Annotated in this window: 13 protein-coding genes; 8 read left to right on the forward strand and 5 right to left on the reverse strand. The window is 61.3% G+C overall.

Annotation, left to right across the window (positions count from 1 at the left end; translation table 11 throughout):
- The first annotated feature begins 182 nt into the window (after positions 1-182).
- The 7 genes from K1567_RS04700 to K1567_RS04730 all read left to right on the forward strand — a co-directional run bounded on the left by K1567_RS04700 (position 183) and on the right by K1567_RS04730 (position 12045).
- Complete coding sequence (locus tag K1567_RS04700; RefSeq protein WP_034097026.1) at positions 183-2012, forward strand: extracellular solute-binding protein; 1830 nt, start codon at positions 183-185, stop codon at positions 2010-2012.
- On the forward strand, positions 2009-3844 hold the full coding sequence (locus tag K1567_RS04705) for an extracellular solute-binding protein (RefSeq protein ID WP_198712573.1): 1836 nt from the start codon (positions 2009-2011) through the stop codon (positions 3842-3844). The genes K1567_RS04700 and K1567_RS04705 overlap by 4 nt, the downstream gene beginning before the upstream one ends.
- Positions 3845-4918 carry a microcin C ABC transporter permease YejB gene (locus K1567_RS04710; protein WP_034097024.1) on the forward strand — a complete coding sequence of 358 codons (1074 nt, stop codon included), beginning with the start codon at positions 3845-3847 and terminating at the stop codon, positions 4916-4918.
- A gap of 1 nt (position 4919) precedes the next feature.
- Complete coding sequence (locus tag K1567_RS04715; protein ID WP_012723835.1) at positions 4920-5939, forward strand: ABC transporter permease; 1020 nt, start codon at positions 4920-4922, stop codon at positions 5937-5939.
- Between the two features lies 1 nt (position 5940).
- Entirely contained in the window at positions 5941-7569 is a 1629-nt protein-coding gene (locus K1567_RS04720) for an ABC transporter ATP-binding protein (protein WP_047881909.1), read from the forward strand.
- 102 nt (positions 7570-7671) lie between these two features.
- Positions 7672-11106, forward strand: coding sequence for a hypothetical protein (locus tag K1567_RS04725; RefSeq protein WP_220698192.1), 3435 nt, complete (start codon positions 7672-7674; stop codon positions 11104-11106).
- Between the two features lie 63 nt (positions 11107-11169).
- Positions 11170-12045, forward strand: a complete 876-nt coding sequence (locus K1567_RS04730) for an AraC family transcriptional regulator (protein WP_220698193.1) — start codon at positions 11170-11172, stop codon at positions 12043-12045.
- Here the strand turns inward: K1567_RS04730 and K1567_RS04735 are convergent.
- From K1567_RS04735 to K1567_RS04750, 4 genes are all read right to left on the reverse strand, one after another.
- Complete coding sequence (locus tag K1567_RS04735) at positions 11987-12574, reverse strand: LysE family translocator (protein WP_034097019.1); 588 nt, start codon at positions 12572-12574, stop codon at positions 11987-11989. The genes K1567_RS04730 and K1567_RS04735 overlap by 59 nt on opposite strands.
- Before the next feature lie 83 nt (positions 12575-12657).
- Positions 12658-14346, reverse strand: a complete 1689-nt coding sequence (locus tag K1567_RS04740; RefSeq protein ID WP_034097018.1) for a phospholipase D-like domain-containing protein — start codon at positions 14344-14346, stop codon at positions 12658-12660.
- 78 nt (positions 14347-14424) lie between these two features.
- Entirely contained in the window at positions 14425-15054 is a 630-nt protein-coding gene (locus tag K1567_RS04745) for a ribonuclease T2 family protein (protein WP_034097017.1), read from the reverse strand.
- 36 nt (positions 15055-15090) lie between these two features.
- Positions 15091-16071: a Gfo/Idh/MocA family protein gene (locus tag K1567_RS04750; RefSeq protein ID WP_220698194.1), complete on the reverse strand. Its 981-nt coding sequence runs from the start codon at positions 16069-16071 to the stop codon at positions 15091-15093.
- Between the two features lie 124 nt (positions 16072-16195).
- Here K1567_RS04750 and K1567_RS04755 point away from each other — a divergent pair, with 124 nt between their 5' ends.
- Positions 16196-16558, forward strand: coding sequence for an NUDIX hydrolase (locus K1567_RS04755; protein WP_169903190.1), 363 nt, complete (start codon positions 16196-16198; stop codon positions 16556-16558).
- A gap of 69 nt (positions 16559-16627) precedes the next feature.
- On the opposite strand, the gene K1567_RS04760 is transcribed toward K1567_RS04755, so the two are convergent.
- A complete protein-coding gene (locus K1567_RS04760) occupies positions 16628-16804 on the reverse strand; it encodes a hypothetical protein (RefSeq protein WP_158231154.1) in 177 nt (58 codons plus the stop codon).
- Positions 16805-16971: the final 167 nt, after the last annotated feature.

Consider the following 16971-nt stretch of genomic DNA (forward strand, 5'->3'; position numbering starts at 1 on the left):
GGGAGGGGGCTTGCCCCCGATATTGGTGTGTCAGCCAGTGAATCTGGTGACTGGCACACTGTCATCGGGGGCAAGCCCCCTCCCACATTGCTCTCCAGTGTTTGCGACTGCCTTTTTCCAACCGGAACAAGCTGTTACTGTACCGACCATAAAGCCCAAGCCGCCTGGATCGGATCTCTGACTTGAAGCGTCCCCTCCTTCTACTAATAAGTCTGGCCTTGAGCTTCGCTGCGAACGCGACGATTACCGAAAGCCACGGTTATGCGCAGTTCGGCACGCTCAAGTACCCGGCCAAATTCACCCACTTCGACTGGGTAAACCCTGCGGCGCCTAAAGGCGGCACTTTGCGGGTGATGGGGTTTGGCACCTTCGATACTCTCAACCCCTATACTTTCAAGGGCTCAAGCCCGGTTTCCACGCCCAACTTCTCGCAATACGGCATCAATGAGCTGAACGAGCCGCTGATGGTCGGCACTGGCGAATATGCGCCGTCCGGCGATGAACCCACATCCAGCTACGGCCTGATTGCGCAGTCGGTGGAATACAGCGAGGACCGCAGTTGGGTGGTGTTCAATCTGCGTCCGCAAGCGCGCTTCCATGACGGCAAGCCGATCACCGCCGACGATGTGGCGTTTTCCTATCGCACCCTGCTGACCGAAGGCCACCCGCAATACCGCACCAATCTGCAGGAAGTGGCGCGTGTGGATGTGCTCAACCCCCATCGAATCCGCTTTGTGTTCAAGCGCGCCGGCAACCCGTTGCTGATCCTGCGCCTGGGGGAGTTACCGGTGCTGCCCCAGCACTATTGGAAAAATCGCGATTTCAAGGCCACCACCTTCGAGCCGCCGCTGGGCAGTGGCCCGTACCGTATCAGCAAGGTCACGCCGGGCCGGCAACTGGTGTTCGAACGGGTCAAGGACTACTGGGGCAAGGATCTGCCGGTCAACCGGGGGTTCTACAACTACGACAAGGTCGACGTAGAGTTCTACCGCGACAGCGACGTGGCCTTCGAAGCCTTCAAGGCCGGCGAGTTCGACATTTATATCGAACACCAGGCCAAAAACTGGGCCAATGGATACAACTTCCCGGCAGTCAACCGTGGTGAGGTGATCAAGGCACAGATTGCCCACCAGATCCCGACCCAGAGCCAAGGCCTGTTCATGAACACGCGGCGCCCGACCTTCAGCCAGATCAAAGTGCGCGAAGCCCTGGGCCTGATGTTCGACTTCGAGTGGACCAACCGCACGCTGTTCAGCAACGCCTATAAACGCACCTTGAGTTACTACCCTAACAGCGAGTTCGCCGCGACCGGCCTGCCGGTCGGGCATGAATGGCTGATGCTGTCGCCCTATCGCGATCAACTGCCGCCTAACCTGTTCACCCAAGCCTTCAGCCTGCCCCAAACCGACGGACGCGGTATCCCGCGCGAGACCTTGCGCCATGCCCTGGCCCTGCTCGGTGAAGCTGGGTGGACATTGTCGGGGCAGCGTCTGCTGAACAAGGACGGGCAGCCGCTACGCTTCGAGATCCTGCTGGTCAACCCGAACCTGGAGCGGATTCTGCAGCCCTACGTCGAGAACCTGATCAGCATCGGCGTCGATGCGCGCCTGCGTACCGTCGACCGTGCGCAATACAAGCAACGCCTGGATCAGTTTGACTTCGACATGATCCTGATCACCCTCAACCAGACCCTCAGCCCGGGCCTGGAGCAATGGCAGTACTTCCACTCCAGCCAAGCCGCGATCAAGGGCAGCAAGAACTACGCGGGCATCGCCAACCCGGTGGTCGACCATCTGCTGGAACAGCTGCTGGCGGCCCAAACCCGCGAAGAACAACTGGCCGCGGGGCGCGCCCTGGACCGGGTGCTGCTGTGGCAGCACTACAGCATTCCCAACTGGTACCTCAACTATCATCGCCTGGCCTACCGCAACCGGTTCGCCTTTGTCACCACGCCGCCCTATAGCCTGGGTCTGAGCGCGTGGTGGCTGAAAGCTTCGGAGAAAGCCCAATGATGTATTTGCGTACTGCACTCGTCAGCCTGTTGCTGTGCACCGCGGCCCACGCCGCGCCACAACATGCGTTGACGCTGTATAACGAACCGCCGAAATACCCCCACGATTTCAAACACTTCGATTACGTGAACCCGGATGCGCCCAAGGGCGGCACTTTCCGCGAATCGAGCATGGGCGGCTTCGACAGTCTCAACCCGTACATCAGCAAGGGCGTGCCCGCCGACAATATCAGCCTGATCTACGACACCCTGGCCATGCAAAGCCTGGACGAACCGATCACCGAGTACGGCCTGGTGGCCGGCAAGATCGAAAAAGCCCCGGACAACAGCTGGGTACGCTTCTACCTGCGCCCCGAAGCGCGCTTCCATGATGGCCACCCTATCCGTGCCGAAGACGTGGTGTTTACCTTCCAGACCCTGATCAAGGACGGCGCACCGATCTACCGCACCTACTACGCCGATGTCGACGACGTGGTGGCCGAAGACCCGCTGCGGGTGCTGTTCAAGTTCAAACGGACCAATAACCGCGAATTACCGCTGATCCTCGGCCAACTACCGGTATTGCCCAAGCACTGGTGGGCTACTCGCGACTTTTCCCGGGGCAACCTGGAAATACCCCTGGGCAGCGGACCGTACAAGGTCGCCGAGGTCAAGGCCGGACGCATGATTCGCTACGAGCGGGTCAAGGACTATTGGGCCAAGGACCTGCCGGTGGCCAAGGGCTTTTACAACTTCGATTACCGTGTCACCGACTATTACCGCGACAACACGGTGGCACTGGAAGCGCTGAAGGCCGGGCAGTTCGACTATTGGCAAGAGATGAGTGCCAAGAACTGGGCCAACGCTTACAACATTCCGGCGGTCACCCAGGGCCGGCTGATCAAGGAAGAGATCCCCAACGGCAACCCAACCGGCATGCAGGGCTTTGTGTTCAATACGCGCAGACCGATGTTCCAAGATGTGCGGGTGCGCAAGGCCATCAGCCTGCTGCTGGATTTTGAATGGAGCAACAAACAGCTGTTCAACGGCGCCTACACCCGCACCCGTAGTTATTTTGAAAACTCGGAAATGGCCGCCACCGGCCTGCCGGGCCCGGATGAACTGGCCATCCTTGAGCCGTTGCGGGACAAAATTCCTCCCGAAGTCTTTACCCAGGCCTTCGAACCGGCCAAGACCGACGGCAGCGGCATGATCCGCGCACAGCAACGCGAGGCCTATCAGCTATTGCAAGAGGCCGGTTGGCGCATCGTCGACGACAAGATGGTCGACGCCCAAGGCAAACCGGTGACCATTGAGTTCCTGCTGGCCCAGACCGAGTTCGAGCGCGTGCTGTTGCCATTCAAACGCAACCTGGCGGACCTCGGTATCGACCTGGTGATTCGTCGCGTCGATGTGTCGCAATACATCAACCGCCTGCGCTCGCGAGACTTCGACATGTTGGTGGGCAGCTTCCCGCAATCGACCTCGCCGGGGAACGAACAACGCGAGTTCTGGAAGTCATCCAGCGCGGACAAGCCTGGCAGCCGTAACTACATGGGCCTCAAGGACCCGGCCATCGACCAACTGGTGGAAGCGTTGATCGACGCCGATTCGCGCAAAAGCCTGGTGGCCCATGCCAAGGCCCTGGATCGGGTGCTGCAGTTCGGTTATTACGTGATCCCCAACTGGCACATCAAAACCTTCCGCGTGGCGTACTGGGACCACCTCGGCCATCCAAAAACACCCCCGCGCTACGACGTCGGCACCGCCACCTGGTGGGCCAAACCCGAGGTCCAACCGGTAACCCCCGACAACACCACCCCCAGCGCCGACTCGGCAAGCGGAGGCGATTGAATGCTGGCCTATATTGTTCGCCGCCTGTTGCTGATTATCCCGACGCTGTTCGGAATTCTGCTGATCAACTTCGTCATCATCCAGGCGGCTCCCGGTGGCCCGGTGGAGCAGATGATCGCCAAGCTCGAAGGCTTCGAAGGCGCCACCAGCCGAATTGCCGGCGGCGGTGCCGAAGTCTCCGTGGCCGGCTCCAGCTACCGCGGCGCCCAGGGCCTGGACCCGGCGCTGGTCAAGGAAATCGAGAAGATGTACGGCTTCGACAAATCGGCGCCGGAACGCTTGTGGATCATGGTCAAGAACTACGCGCGCCTGGATTTCGGCGACAGCTTTTTCCGCGACGCCAAGGTCATCGACCTGATCAAGGAAAAACTGCCGGTGTCCATCTCCCTCGGTTTATGGAGCACGCTGATCATGTACCTGGTGTCGATCCCGCTGGGGATCGCCAAAGCCACGCGGCACGGCAGCCATTTCGATGTGTGGACCAGCTCGGCGATCATCGTCGGCTACGCGATCCCGGCGTTTCTGTTTGCGATCCTGCTGATCGTGGTGTTCGCCGGCGGCAGCTATTTCGACTGGTTCCCGTTGCGCGGGCTGACGTCCAACAACTTCGACGAGCTGAGCTGGGGCGGCAAGATCCTCGATTATTTCTGGCACCTGGCGTTGCCGATCACGGCGCTGGTGATCGGCAACTTCGCCACCATGACCCTGCTCACCAAAAACAGCTTCCTCGATGAGATCAACAAGCAGTATGTGATCACCGCCAAAGCCAAGGGGCTGACCAATCACCGCGTGCTCTACGGCCACGTATTCCGCAACGCGATGCTGCTGGTGATCGCTGGGTTCCCCTCGGCGTTTATCGGGATTTTCTTCACCGGCTCGTTGCTGGTGGAAGTGATTTTCTCCCTCGACGGCCTGGGCCTGATGAGCTTCGAAGCCGCCATCAACCGCGATTATCCGGTGGTGTTCGGCACGCTGTTTATCTTCACCCTGCTGGGGTTGATCGTGAAGCTGATCGGCGACCTCACCTATACCCTGGTCGATCCGCGTATCGACTTTGCCAGCCGGGAGCATTGAGATGAACCTGTCCCCCCTCAATCGCCGTCGGTTCGAACGCTTCAAGGCCAACAAGCGTGGCTGGTGGTCGCTGTGGCTGTTCTTGATTCTATTTGTGCTCAGCCTGGGCGCCGAGCTGATCGCCAACGACAAGCCCTTGGCCGTGCATTACGACGGCGGCTGGTATTTCCCTGCGCTCAAGCGTTACCCGGAGACCACGTTCGGCGGCGAGTTCCCTCTGGAGGCCAACTACAAGAGCCCGTATATCCAGGAACTGCTCAAGGCCAAGGACGCCTGGACGTTGTGGGCGCCGATTCCGTTCAGCTACCAGAGCATCAATTACGACCTCAAGGTGCCGGCGCCGGCTCCGCCCTCAAGCGTCAACCTGCTGGGCACTGACGACCAGGGGCGCGATGTGCTGGCGCGGGTGATCTACGGCTTTCGCGTGTCGGTGCTGTTCGCGCTGACGCTGACCGTGCTCAGTTCGATCATCGGCGTGATCGCTGGCGCGTTGCAGGGCTTCTACGGCGGCTGGGTCGATCTGGCCGGGCAACGCTTTCTGGAGATCTGGTCGGGGTTGCCGGTGCTGTACCTGCTGATCATTCTCGCCAGTTTCGTGCAGCCTAACTTCTGGTGGCTGCTGGGGATCATGCTGCTGTTTTCGTGGATGAGCCTGGTGGATGTGGTGCGCGCCGAGTTCCTGCGCGGGCGCAACCTGGAATACGTGCGTGCGGCGCGGGCCTTGGGTATGCAGAACGGCGCAATCATGTTCCGCCACATCCTGCCCAATGCCATGGTTTCGACCATGACCTTTATGCCGTTCATTCTCACCGGCGCCATCGGCACCCTTACCGCCCTGGACTTCCTCGGCTTTGGCCTGCCCGCCGGCTCGCCGTCCCTGGGCGAACTGGTGGCCCAGGGCAAATCCAACCTGCAAGCGCCGTGGCTGGGCATGAGTGCCTTTGCCGTGCTGGCGATCATGTTGAGTTTGCTGGTGTTTATCGGCGAGTCCGCTCGCGATGCCTTCGACCCGAGGAAATGAGATGAATCAGGACAATCTGATCGAAATCCGCGACCTCAGCGTCGAGTTTGTGACCGGCGAGCATCATCACCGGGTGGTGAGCAACGTCAGCTTCGATATCAAACGCGGCGAAACCCTCGCGCTGGTGGGCGAAAGCGGTTCCGGCAAATCGGTGACCGCCCACTCGATCCTGCGCCTGCTGCCCTACCCGCTGGCGCGGCATCCGTCCGGCACCATCCAGTACGCGGGGCAGGACCTGTTGACCCTCAAGGAAAAGCCCCTGCGGCACATTCGCGGTAACCGCATCGCGATGATTTTCCAAGAGCCGATGACCTCGCTGAACCCACTGCACAGCATCGAAAAGCAGATCAACGAAGTCCTTGGCCTGCACAAGGGCCTCACCGGCAAGGTCGCCACTCAGCGCACCCTGGAGCTGCTGGAGCTGGTGGGCATCCCTGAACCGCACAAGCGCCTCAAGGCCCTGCCCCATGAATTGTCCGGCGGCCAGCGGCAGCGCGTGATGATCGCCATGGCCCTGGCCAACGAGCCGGAACTGCTGATCGCCGACGAGCCCACCACCGCTCTGGACGTCACCGTGCAGTTGAAAATCCTCGAACTGCTCAAGGAACTCCAGGCGCGCCTGGGCATGGCCTTGCTGCTGATCAGCCACGACCTGAACCTGGTGCGACGCATCGCTCATCGCGTGTGCGTGATGCAGCAAGGTTGCATCGTTGAGCAGGCCGATTGCCAGACGCTGTTCCAGGCCCCGCAGCACCCCTATACCCAGGAACTGCTGGCCGCCGAGCCCAGCGGCGGGCCGGCGACCAATGCCGTCGGGCCGCCGTTGCTGGTGGTGGATGACCTCAAAGTGTGGTTCCCCATCAAGAAGGGCTTTTTGCGCAGCACCGTCGATTACGTCAAAGCGGTGGACGGCATCCACTTCAGCCTGCCCCAGGGCCAAACCCTGGGCATCGTCGGCGAAAGCGGCTCGGGCAAATCCACCCTGGGCCTGGCGATTCTGCGCTTGATCGGCAGCCGCGGCGGCATTCGTTTCGAAGGCCAGCAAATGGACGCCCTCAACCAGCAGCAGGTGCGCCCGCTGCGCCGGGAAATGCAGGTAGTGTTCCAGGACCCGTTCGGCAGCCTGAGCCCACGAATGTGCGTCAGCGAGATCGTCGGCGAAGGATTGCGCATCCATAAGATGGGCACCCCGGCCGAGCAGGAAGCGGCGATTATCGCGGCGCTCAAGGAAGTCGGCCTGGACCCCGACTCGCGCCATCGCTACCCCCACGAATTCTCCGGTGGCCAGCGCCAGCGCATCGCCATTGCCCGCGCGTTGGTGCTCAAGCCGCGCTTGATCCTGCTCGACGAGCCCACCTCGGCCCTCGACCGCACGGTGCAGCGCCAAGTGGTGGAGCTGCTGCGCAACCTGCAAGCCAAGTACAACCTCACCTACCTGTTCATCAGCCACGACTTGGCGGTAGTCAAGGCGCTGAGTCACCAATTGATGGTGATCAAGCAGGGCCAAGTGGTGGAGCAAGGTGATGCGCAGGCGATCTTTGCCGATCCACAACATGCCTATACCCAGCAATTGCTCAAAGCCGCGTTTCTGGCAGCGCCCGACGACTGCCCGACGCATAGCGCTCCCTGACTGCCCTGGCGGAACCACACCACAACCGGTGCGGAAAGCCCTGCTACTGAAGCGACCGCCAACGGAGGGATGATCCGGGTTTAGCCACCCGGAGCCCTCTTCATGGACGATTTCCCCAGCCTGGCCCTGAGCGGGGCCGACCCGCACGATGGCATTGCGATGTCAGTCACCGTCGGTCCCTCCAGCGCCACGCCGCTTGAGCCCCACACACACCCCAGCGGCGACGCCGCCTTGATCGCGCGGTTGATCAGCCTGCTCTCCGGCACGACAGACGCAGCCTTGCCCGCCGCAACCACGCCGGTACCCATCCCCGAACCATCCCTGCTGGGTCAGTGGAGCGCGGCGTTCAGCAAGGCCGTCAACAGCAAGGACTTTATCGCCTGGGCCACTACAGAAGGCATGGTGCTGAGCACGCTGCGGGTACATGACAGCAACCTTCACGTCACCGCACACGGCGTGCCCAAGGTGTTTACCCTGGCAGGCACGTCCAAATGGTGGACGTTGGCCAAACCCATCATTTTCATCAGCCAACTGCTCGACCCGCTCGCGCTGGGCATGCCATACATCGGCACCAAATCGAATGACGGCATCACCACACTGACGCTGAACCTCGTACTGGCGTTCCATGGCTACCCTATGCCAACCAATCGCCTCGCGGCACTGGCGATCATTGAGGAATTGCGTGCGCTGCAAGCCTTCCCGGCGTTTGACGATAACGGCCGCAGCAAATCGATCATCCACGCGGAACTGACGCAACAGCGGCTCGATTTTCAGCGATTGGCCACTGCCCTGGAGCAATGTGACGGAACACCTTCCGAGCTCAGCCACACCCGCGTCGACCTGACCTCCCACTCGACGCTGGCCAAAAGCGTCAAGGAAGCCGCGCTGCTGTTGTACTTGATCCTGGATGAGCACCACCTCGTCGATGCCCAGGCCCACTATGATTTCGCGCGCCAGTTGATCTGTGTGACCGAGCGCGATACGGCCCAGGAACAACGCACGCTGCTGCCCTCACCGACGCCACATTGGGAACGGTTGGTGCTGCTGGGTTCGCAACTGGGGGTGCGCATCTACCCCGATCACTCCGTCGACCTCACCGACGCCCTGACGGCCTACGGCTTCGAACCTGTGCAAGGGCCCGCACATATCGGTGCGTTGATCCAGCGCTTGCGCCAATGGCCGACGCCCGCGCAACCGGTGGTGCTCAAGGCTGTGCGCACCGCGGCAACCCTCAGACGCTTTCGCCATTATGTGGGCATGATGAATGACCGCCACCGCCTGCGTACCGTGCTGACGCAAATGATAGGCAGCGGCCAGTTACCGGGGCCCGACGGCCTGGACCAGGTGATCAGTGGCGACCCGGACGCGCTACGGGCCACAGTGAAGAGTGCCTACCGCCACTTACGCCTGGTGACCGACGATCCGGCCTTTCTGGCCCTGCGTACCCGCCTGCGCATCGATCCCGCCAGCCACGTGCTGCTGAGCGAATCCGGCAACATTGAGGCACGCGACTTGGACGGCGTCTGGAAGTCCCTGAACGATGCCGTGGCCGAGCATGACCACCTGCTGGAGCGGGTATCGCAATTGCGGTCGCTGGCCGCCCGAACGGGTGGCCAGTTGCGCACCAACGACACGGTGAGCGTGCAGCAGGCGTTGCGGTTGTACGGTTTTCGTGTGCCGCAAAGCCTGGCGGATGCTCGGCGGGTGCTGCAACGCCTGGAAGTCAGCCTGCCACAACGGTCAAGCCAGGGATCGTATTGGCGTGCACTCAAGCCGCGCGACGCGCGCCCTTCGGCGTGGACCCTGTCCCCGCAGGAGCGTGAACAGCTCGTCGCGCTCAGCCTCGACTTTATGCAGGGCCAGCCCGGCACGCTGTTCGAATACCTGAGCCAGCCCCTGCTGACCGGCAAGACTGTGGCTGACGTCAGAGCCGAAGCCGATTACCTGATCCCGTGCCTGCTCGCATCGCCCCTGGCCCAACAACTGGGCGAAGTGCTGTCCAACACCCTGCACTGGCATGGTAGCCACGCCAGCGAACGGGGCGAAAGCGGCAGCCGCAACGCGCTGATACTGGCCGCGCTGATCCTGAGCCTGGACCCAAGGTTCGAGGCACATCCCACGGGTATCCAGGTGCTGGACTGGCACGGCGACTTCTATTGGGGCGAGTCCATACCGTTCGTGCGCCGGGACATCGAAACCGCTATGGGCGTGTTGGACAGACCCACGGCGGCCCTGGCGGCGCACTTGATCCTCAGTGAAAAAGGCCCGCAGTTGCTGGTGCGCGACATCCCCGAAGACGAGCCCTACCTGGGCTCACATACCTGGACGCTGTTCTGTCAGTACGTTATGTACCTGGAAAAAAGCCTGCCGGGCTCGTCCCGTCAATTCACCCACGCGCAGATCATGGCCCTCGCGTACCTGCCACCCGAAGATCGCTGGCAGACCTTTCTTGACAGCCCTCAGGCCACCACGGCGGTGCTGGAGTGGGCCGTGGTCAACGGCGTGCTGGCGCCTCAACGGCGCTATGGCACACAGTCCGTGAAAAACGCGGTCGATGCGATCAATGCCCAGCGGACACGCCTGCGCAGCACCCTGGAAGCGTTCGCCGAACCCGTGGTATGGCTGCGCCAGACCGCCCTGAACGACCTGCGCCGCGTGTATCCCGACAACGGCTGGCTGGACGCGCGCATCCTGATGTGGCTGCCGCTTGACTCGCCATTTTCTGAAGACAAGCGCTTCGAAGGTATCCATACCGGCCCTAAATATTCGTTCACCGATCTGCATATGGCCGGCGACCTGGACGCCACCTCCCAGCATTGGCACTCGTCCCAGCCAGCCGTCAAATATCGACAGATGGCCAAGCGCTTTCATTTGCTGGGGTCGGTCAGCCAGGTATTTTTCCAAGCCTTCGATCACAAGTTGCAACAGCTCAAGGCGGCTTATCGCGAGTCCATCTGTTTTGGGTTGTCGCAACTGACCCTGCCGCGCCGAGAGGCGCTGGAATACGGTCAGGTGCGATTTTTCCAGCTCAGCCGCCCCAGCGCCTCAAGCAGTGCCGCCGCCCAAGTGGGACGATTCGGTGTGCTGATGGCCGTCACCTATGTCAGCACCACGTATGTCTACGAATGCTTCCCCAGGCAACTGCTTATACGCCCTCGCCTCGACCTCGATGCCCGGCAATTGCCGCAGGGCGTCGACACCGCCAGCCACTTCGACTGGGCAGCCTATGCACAGGGTGCGTGGCCACAAGACCCAGGGTCGTCGACAGCGACCACTGATTTGCTCCTCACCCCGCTCGGCAATAACCTGCCCCAGGCGCCCGAAGTGCCGCCACTGGATAGCCTGGGCAGACGCGTGCCACGCACGCTGGACTCACCGCGCAGCCATGCAGTGGCCGACGTTATCCTGGAGCACCCATTGCACGATGGCCTGGCCTTGCGCGAAAAAGCCAAGCGCCCACTGACGCTGCTTGAAGCCGCAAGCGGCACCGACCCGTGGGCCGACTTTTTGCTGGAAATGGCGCTCAAGGCGGACTGACGCTTGAACAGTCGGCGCTTTGATATAAAGTTGCTCACTCGATCTGCGCCAGGAGCCCTGCCCATGACCACCGCGACCGCCCCTGTTTTCTGGCGCGACCCAGCGCTGGCGTTTATCGAAGCGCGCACCATCGCCGACGGGCGCAAAGTCACTTATGCACGGCACGCCCACGAGCACTTTTCCATCGGTGCGATCACCACCGGACGCAGCTATTACCACTACGGTGCCGACACGTTTGAAATCAGCGCTGGCACCGTGGTGTTGATGAACCCCGGCGATGTCCATGCCTGCAACCCCATCGCCAACGAGCAGTGGTCCTACCAGATGCTGTATATCGACACGCCCTGGCTCACCGAGCTGCAATATCAGTTGGGTTTCAGCACCGATCAGGGCTACCGGCCATTCGACACACCGTATACCCGCGACCCACTGCTGTACCGTGGCTTGCTGGAGCTGTACCGCATCGTCGTGGATGAGCAGGCCGAACACCTGCAAAAGCAGAGCGCGCTGGTGAGTTACTTCAGCGACGTGCAGCAACGCCTGAACCCGTCGCCGACGCCGGTGCGTGAGGTGAACCGCAAGCTGGAACGGGCAGCCGAATACATCCGGGAACACTGCACTCAAGCGTTGAAGCTCGAAGATATTTGCCAGGCGGCCGAGCTGTCGCCTTCTTACTTGATCCGTGCGTTCAAGCAGTATTACGGGCTGACGCCCCATGCCTTTTTGGTTAACCAACGCATTCAATTTGCCCGCGCCCAATTGCGCCAGGGCGAGCTGATCGCCGATGTGGCCCTGGCCGCCGGGTTTGCCGACCAGGCGCATTTCCAGCGCGCGTTCAAGCAGCACTTCGCCGCCACGCCGGGGCAATACCGCGACCGCCTCAAGCCATCAGCAAATAACCCACACTGGCCACCAGCAACGCGGCCATTGAACGGTTGAACACCCGCACGCCCTGGGGGTTGCTCAGGTAGCGGCGCAAAAAGGTGCCAGCGTAGGCCCAGCACGCCACCGACAGGTAGCAGATCACCAGATAGAGGCCGGCAAACACCCAGACCTGCGCCCTGGCGTTGTCCGCCACAAACAACCCCATCCCCGCAACACAAGCCAGCCAGGCTTTGGGGTTGAGCCATTGCATGATTGCGCCGTAGAGCATCGATGGCGCGGTAGCACGGCCTTGGGCGTCCAAGCGCCCATCATCCACCGCCAGTTTCCAAGCCATGTACAGCAGGAAGGCCACCCCGCCCCACTGAATCAGCTGAGTCAGGATCGGCCAGCGCAGCAGCACCTCATGCAGGCCCAGGCCAATCAGCACCAACAGCACGGTAAAGCCCACGGCGGCGCCGAATACATGTTTCTGGCTGGCGGCAAAACCGAAGCGCGCGCCCGAACTGAGCGCCACCACATTGACCGGGCCGGGGGTGATGGAGGTGGCCAGCGCGAAAGCGGCCATGGAAAGAATCAAGCTCATGACGAATCCCTGTGACAGTGAAGATAACGTCACGGTAAAGGGACGACGGCATCTGGTATTGAATAAAATGCCCCCCTAAAGCGCTATTTCGCGAATAACTCACGGTCCCGCATCTTCACATGACCGGTGCGGTAATAGGCATCGAACCAGGGTTTGTCCCCGGGTGCCGGTGGTTTGGCCAGGCGCAAGGTATCCAGCGCGCCAGGTTGACTGGCATTGACTCGGAAGTGGAAATGGTCGAACAGGCGCAACGCTTCAACCGCGTACACCACGGCGATCCTGCGGTCTTCGATGCGGATCAGGTGGTCGCCGTTGTTTTTCTCCCCTCCCTCGGCGAGGTTGGAAGAACCGGTGTACACCGTGGGATTTACGCCATTGAAATCCGTGACCACGAACTTGCTGTGCACCATGTTCCCGGCATTGCCTGACCACTCGGCCTTGAACGGTGCCGGGGCATTGCTGGCCAGATAAGCGAACGGCAGCAGGCCCACTGAGCCATCCGGCTTACGCACAGCCAACTGGCCCTTACGCTGGGCAACACCGTAGGAGAACAGCGCGCGCTGCATCAACTCATCCAGCGAATGGCGCACATTGCCGCTGATCAGGTTGAGAAACACCACCGAGTACAGTACCGAACTGCTGGCCTGCTCAATGCTGGCGGCAATCGCGTCCAGGGACAAGCCACTGTCGGCGTGGGGCGCAAAACACAGCGAGACCTTGGAGCCCGGCCGGTCGCGCACCACCCACCAGCGTTGCGACAGCGGGTTCTTGCGAAAGGCCATGGGCGCGGCCCAGTAAGCTTCGAATACCTCGGAGAACTTGCCGGCCACGCGCTCATCGTCGAACAGCAACACGTTATTGGACTGGATATACAAGCCACGCAGCGCAAAGTTGGTGGAGCCGCCGAGCACCCGTATCGCCCGCCCGTCACGCCTTACGATCAACACCTTATGGTGTTGCTGGCTGGAAAAATGCAGGCGCTTGACCTGGGCCCCCGCGCTGGCGAGGCGCGCAGCGCTGAGGCTTTCACAGCTGTCGGCGGCGCCCTGCTCGCCGTGGTCGTCAATGATCGCGCGCAGGCGCGGGCCGAGTTGCTCCAGGCGGCGCAGGATGTCGGGTTCTTTGCTTTCGTAGATCAGCGCATCGAGGGTTAACTGCGGGTCGTTGGCGACCTGATCCAGAACTTGCAAAATCAATCGTCGCGCCTCGAAACCCAGCCATTGGTAATGGGCTTCGAAGGGCGCCATATCCAGATCCAGAGACGCCCTGGGGGCGGCCCCTGCCGGCGGCAGGATGCGGGTCTCATTGTCGAACCGATCACCGTAGGCTTGGGACGAGGCGAAACCGCGGGTAAACCCGACATTCAGGAAACCACTGATCGTCTGGGCCTCAAGGCAAATCTGGTTTTCCACCGCCACGCCCTTGCGCAACGCGCCGTCGGCGCCCATGTAGCAGGCGGTGACCCGGTACCGATACACACCCGGCAGGATCTGGCTGGGCACGTGAATCCAGCGGAATTTCTGGAACGGCGCCTCGGTTGAAGCAAAGCTGCGCGGCCGCTCCGGCGTGGGTGGGTAGTCGAAATGCAGGCGATTGTGCAGTGCACCCCAGTGGTCGGCACCGGGGTAACGCACTTCGATGCTGAAGCCGACAAAATCACGGGTAGCGAGGTCTGGCGCCAAGTCGAATGCCAGTAGTGCGCTACCCTCTGCGCGATACAACTTGAAGGTCAGTCCCTGAAAGGTTGTCTTACTTTCAAAGTCAGTGTCCAAGCGATGTTCCTTTTGCCTGAAGGCAGTCTTTGAAAGTTTAGCGCCTGTATCACTTCCAGCCAGTGAACCCTAGACATTCTAGCGTTGCGCCGGAATGCGGATATCGCCCCCGCGACATTGGCTTTTCACACTGCGTGGGCAGCCGGCGAAGGCCAGGTCCTTGGTCAGGCACACGCGCACCTCCGACAGCACCTTACCTTTGCAAATCACTGCCAGCCCGTGATTACCCATGCGTGGATTGCTTTCGCGAAACAGCGCCTCGATATCGCGGGCCTGCAGCGTCGGCGGCGTGTTGAAGGGCTGCAATTGCTCGGGGATCACCACTGCCCCTAATGCCGCGTCGGTTTTGTCCAGATACGCCAACGGTTCCAGGCCGCTGCAGGTGCCATGCTTGGCCCATTCGTGCCTGAGCAGCGCACGGGTCGGAAACAACGTGGCACCCTTGTCCAGCGCCTCACGGCTCAGTTGCGACTGCGGCGCACACGACGCCGGCCAACCGCCCCGTGCGTATTGCGGCCACAGCCCGTGCAGCACAAAACCATAGCCCTTGCCCGAGCACTGTTCGTTGTCCGGGTGGGTCAGGCAAAACGTCGGCGACCACGACAACGACAGCACATAAAAATCAAACTGCCCCGGCGTGCCTTGATCACGCGGTGCCGCCAATGCGCCCGTGGAGAGCACCAGCCAAATCAACATCCAGTATTTCATCTACCGATTCCTTGAAAAAAACCAGGTGTACCGCGTTCAGCCAGGGTGATTGGGGTTACGTTGCAACACCTTATCCAAGATTCGATCGGTCTTCAGCGCCTCGATGGCCAACGAAGGGTGCTCGGCCTCGCCGCGAATATGGGCATTCATGGCCAGCACATGGTGCCACTGGATATGCGCGTGGCACGGCACGTCTAGCACTTCGTTGAATTCGCCTTCCAGGCGCAGCGGCTGCTCCTCGAACACCGAGAACACAATGCGCCCACGACTGCCGATCAGTTCGACCCGGTCTTCCTTGCGATCCGCGACAAAGTTCCAGCAGCCCATGCCCAGGGCGCCCGAGCCGAAAGTCCAGCAGGCCGTCACAGCATCTTCCGCTGCATAGCGCCCGGCCTGACGCGCGGTAAAACCGGACACTTCGACGATATCCCCAGCCAGGTACTGAAACAGATCAAACCCATGGCTGGCCAGGTCGGCAAAGTAGCCACCGCCGGCGATCAGCGGATCGGTGCGCCAGTTGGCGGCGCTGGCATCCTCGGCACCCGGTGGCTTGCATAGGGTCCAGGTGAGGTGACGCAGCTCACCAATGCGCCCGTCCTGTAGCCACTGCCGCACCTGCTGGAAACGCGGCAGGGAACGCCGGTAGTAGGACACAAACAGGTGCAGCCCGGCGCGCTCGAAGGTGCGCTGCATCAGCGCGCTTTGCTCGGCATTCAGGGCCATGGGTTTTTCGACGCAGCAATGCTTGCCGGCGGCGGCTACCATCAGGCTGTATTCCAAGTGGCTGTCGGGGGGTGTGGCAATGTACACGGCGTCCACGTCGGGGTCGTTGATCAGCGCCTGGGCATCGGTGTAGAAGCGGTCAATCTGATGACGTGCCGCATAATCGCGCACGGCCTCCTCACGGCGCCCCATCACCGCGACCAGGGCCGAACCTGGCGCTTTGTAAAAGGCGGGTCCACTCTTTACTTCAGTGACACTGCCACAGCCGATCATGCCCCAGCGTACGGTCGTCATGGTTTACCTCGTGCGTTCTGATCAATCGGGCAGTATCCACATACCCACGGCCACGCGCCATAACCACTTAGCATGACAATTGCATTACACTTTTGTGACAGTTGATTCTTACGAGGCACAGACCATGAAAATCCGGGCAACGGTCATTTGCGAACACGAGGGGCGTATCCTCTTCGTGCGCAAAGCCCGATCAAAATGGGCCTTGCCCGGCGGCAAGGTTGAACGCGACGAACGCCCGGTGGGCGCCGCCGAACGCGAACTGGAAGAAGAAACCGGGTTGAATGTGGATGGCTTGCTGTACCTTCAGGAACTCAAGGCCCGCGACACCGTGCACCATGTGTTCGAAGCTTCGGTGGTGAACATTGAAGACGCGCGGCCATGCAACGAGATCGTCGATTGCCAGTGGCATGCCTATACCGCCATGGACCAGCTGGACACTACGGATGCCACGCGTCATATCGTCAAATCCTTTCTGCGGCGCCTCTAGTAACGGGCGCTGCGGTGGGCGCCGGCTGAAGCTCCCACCGCAGCAGTCAGATGAGCCGTGCAGCAGGTCTCAATAGGTAATCTGAGGTGCAGACGCGGTATCGCTTGACGCTTGATCGTCACGTTTTACCCGGATGTGCTCCGGGAGGCTGTCCACCTGCTCACCGCCAAAATCGGTAATCGCATCCAACGAGTTGGATTGAACCTGGTCGTATGCCGAGGCGGCCACTGGGGAAACACTGTTCATATTTTTTTCCTTCCTACTCTGACCGACGGGGTGCCGGGCATCTTCGAGTACCGTCTTCGTGGCGCCTTCGAAACATCCAGTTCCAAACCACTATCTCTCCTTCCGCACTGCCCACCGCTGATCAGCACCGCCCGTGACCTCCCGTCCGTTGCCTCGCGCAACGCTTG

Source organism: Pseudomonas sp. S5F11, assembly GCF_019641515.1.
In the GTDB taxonomy this organism is placed as follows: domain Bacteria; phylum Pseudomonadota; class Gammaproteobacteria; order Pseudomonadales; family Pseudomonadaceae; genus Aquipseudomonas; species Aquipseudomonas rhodesiae.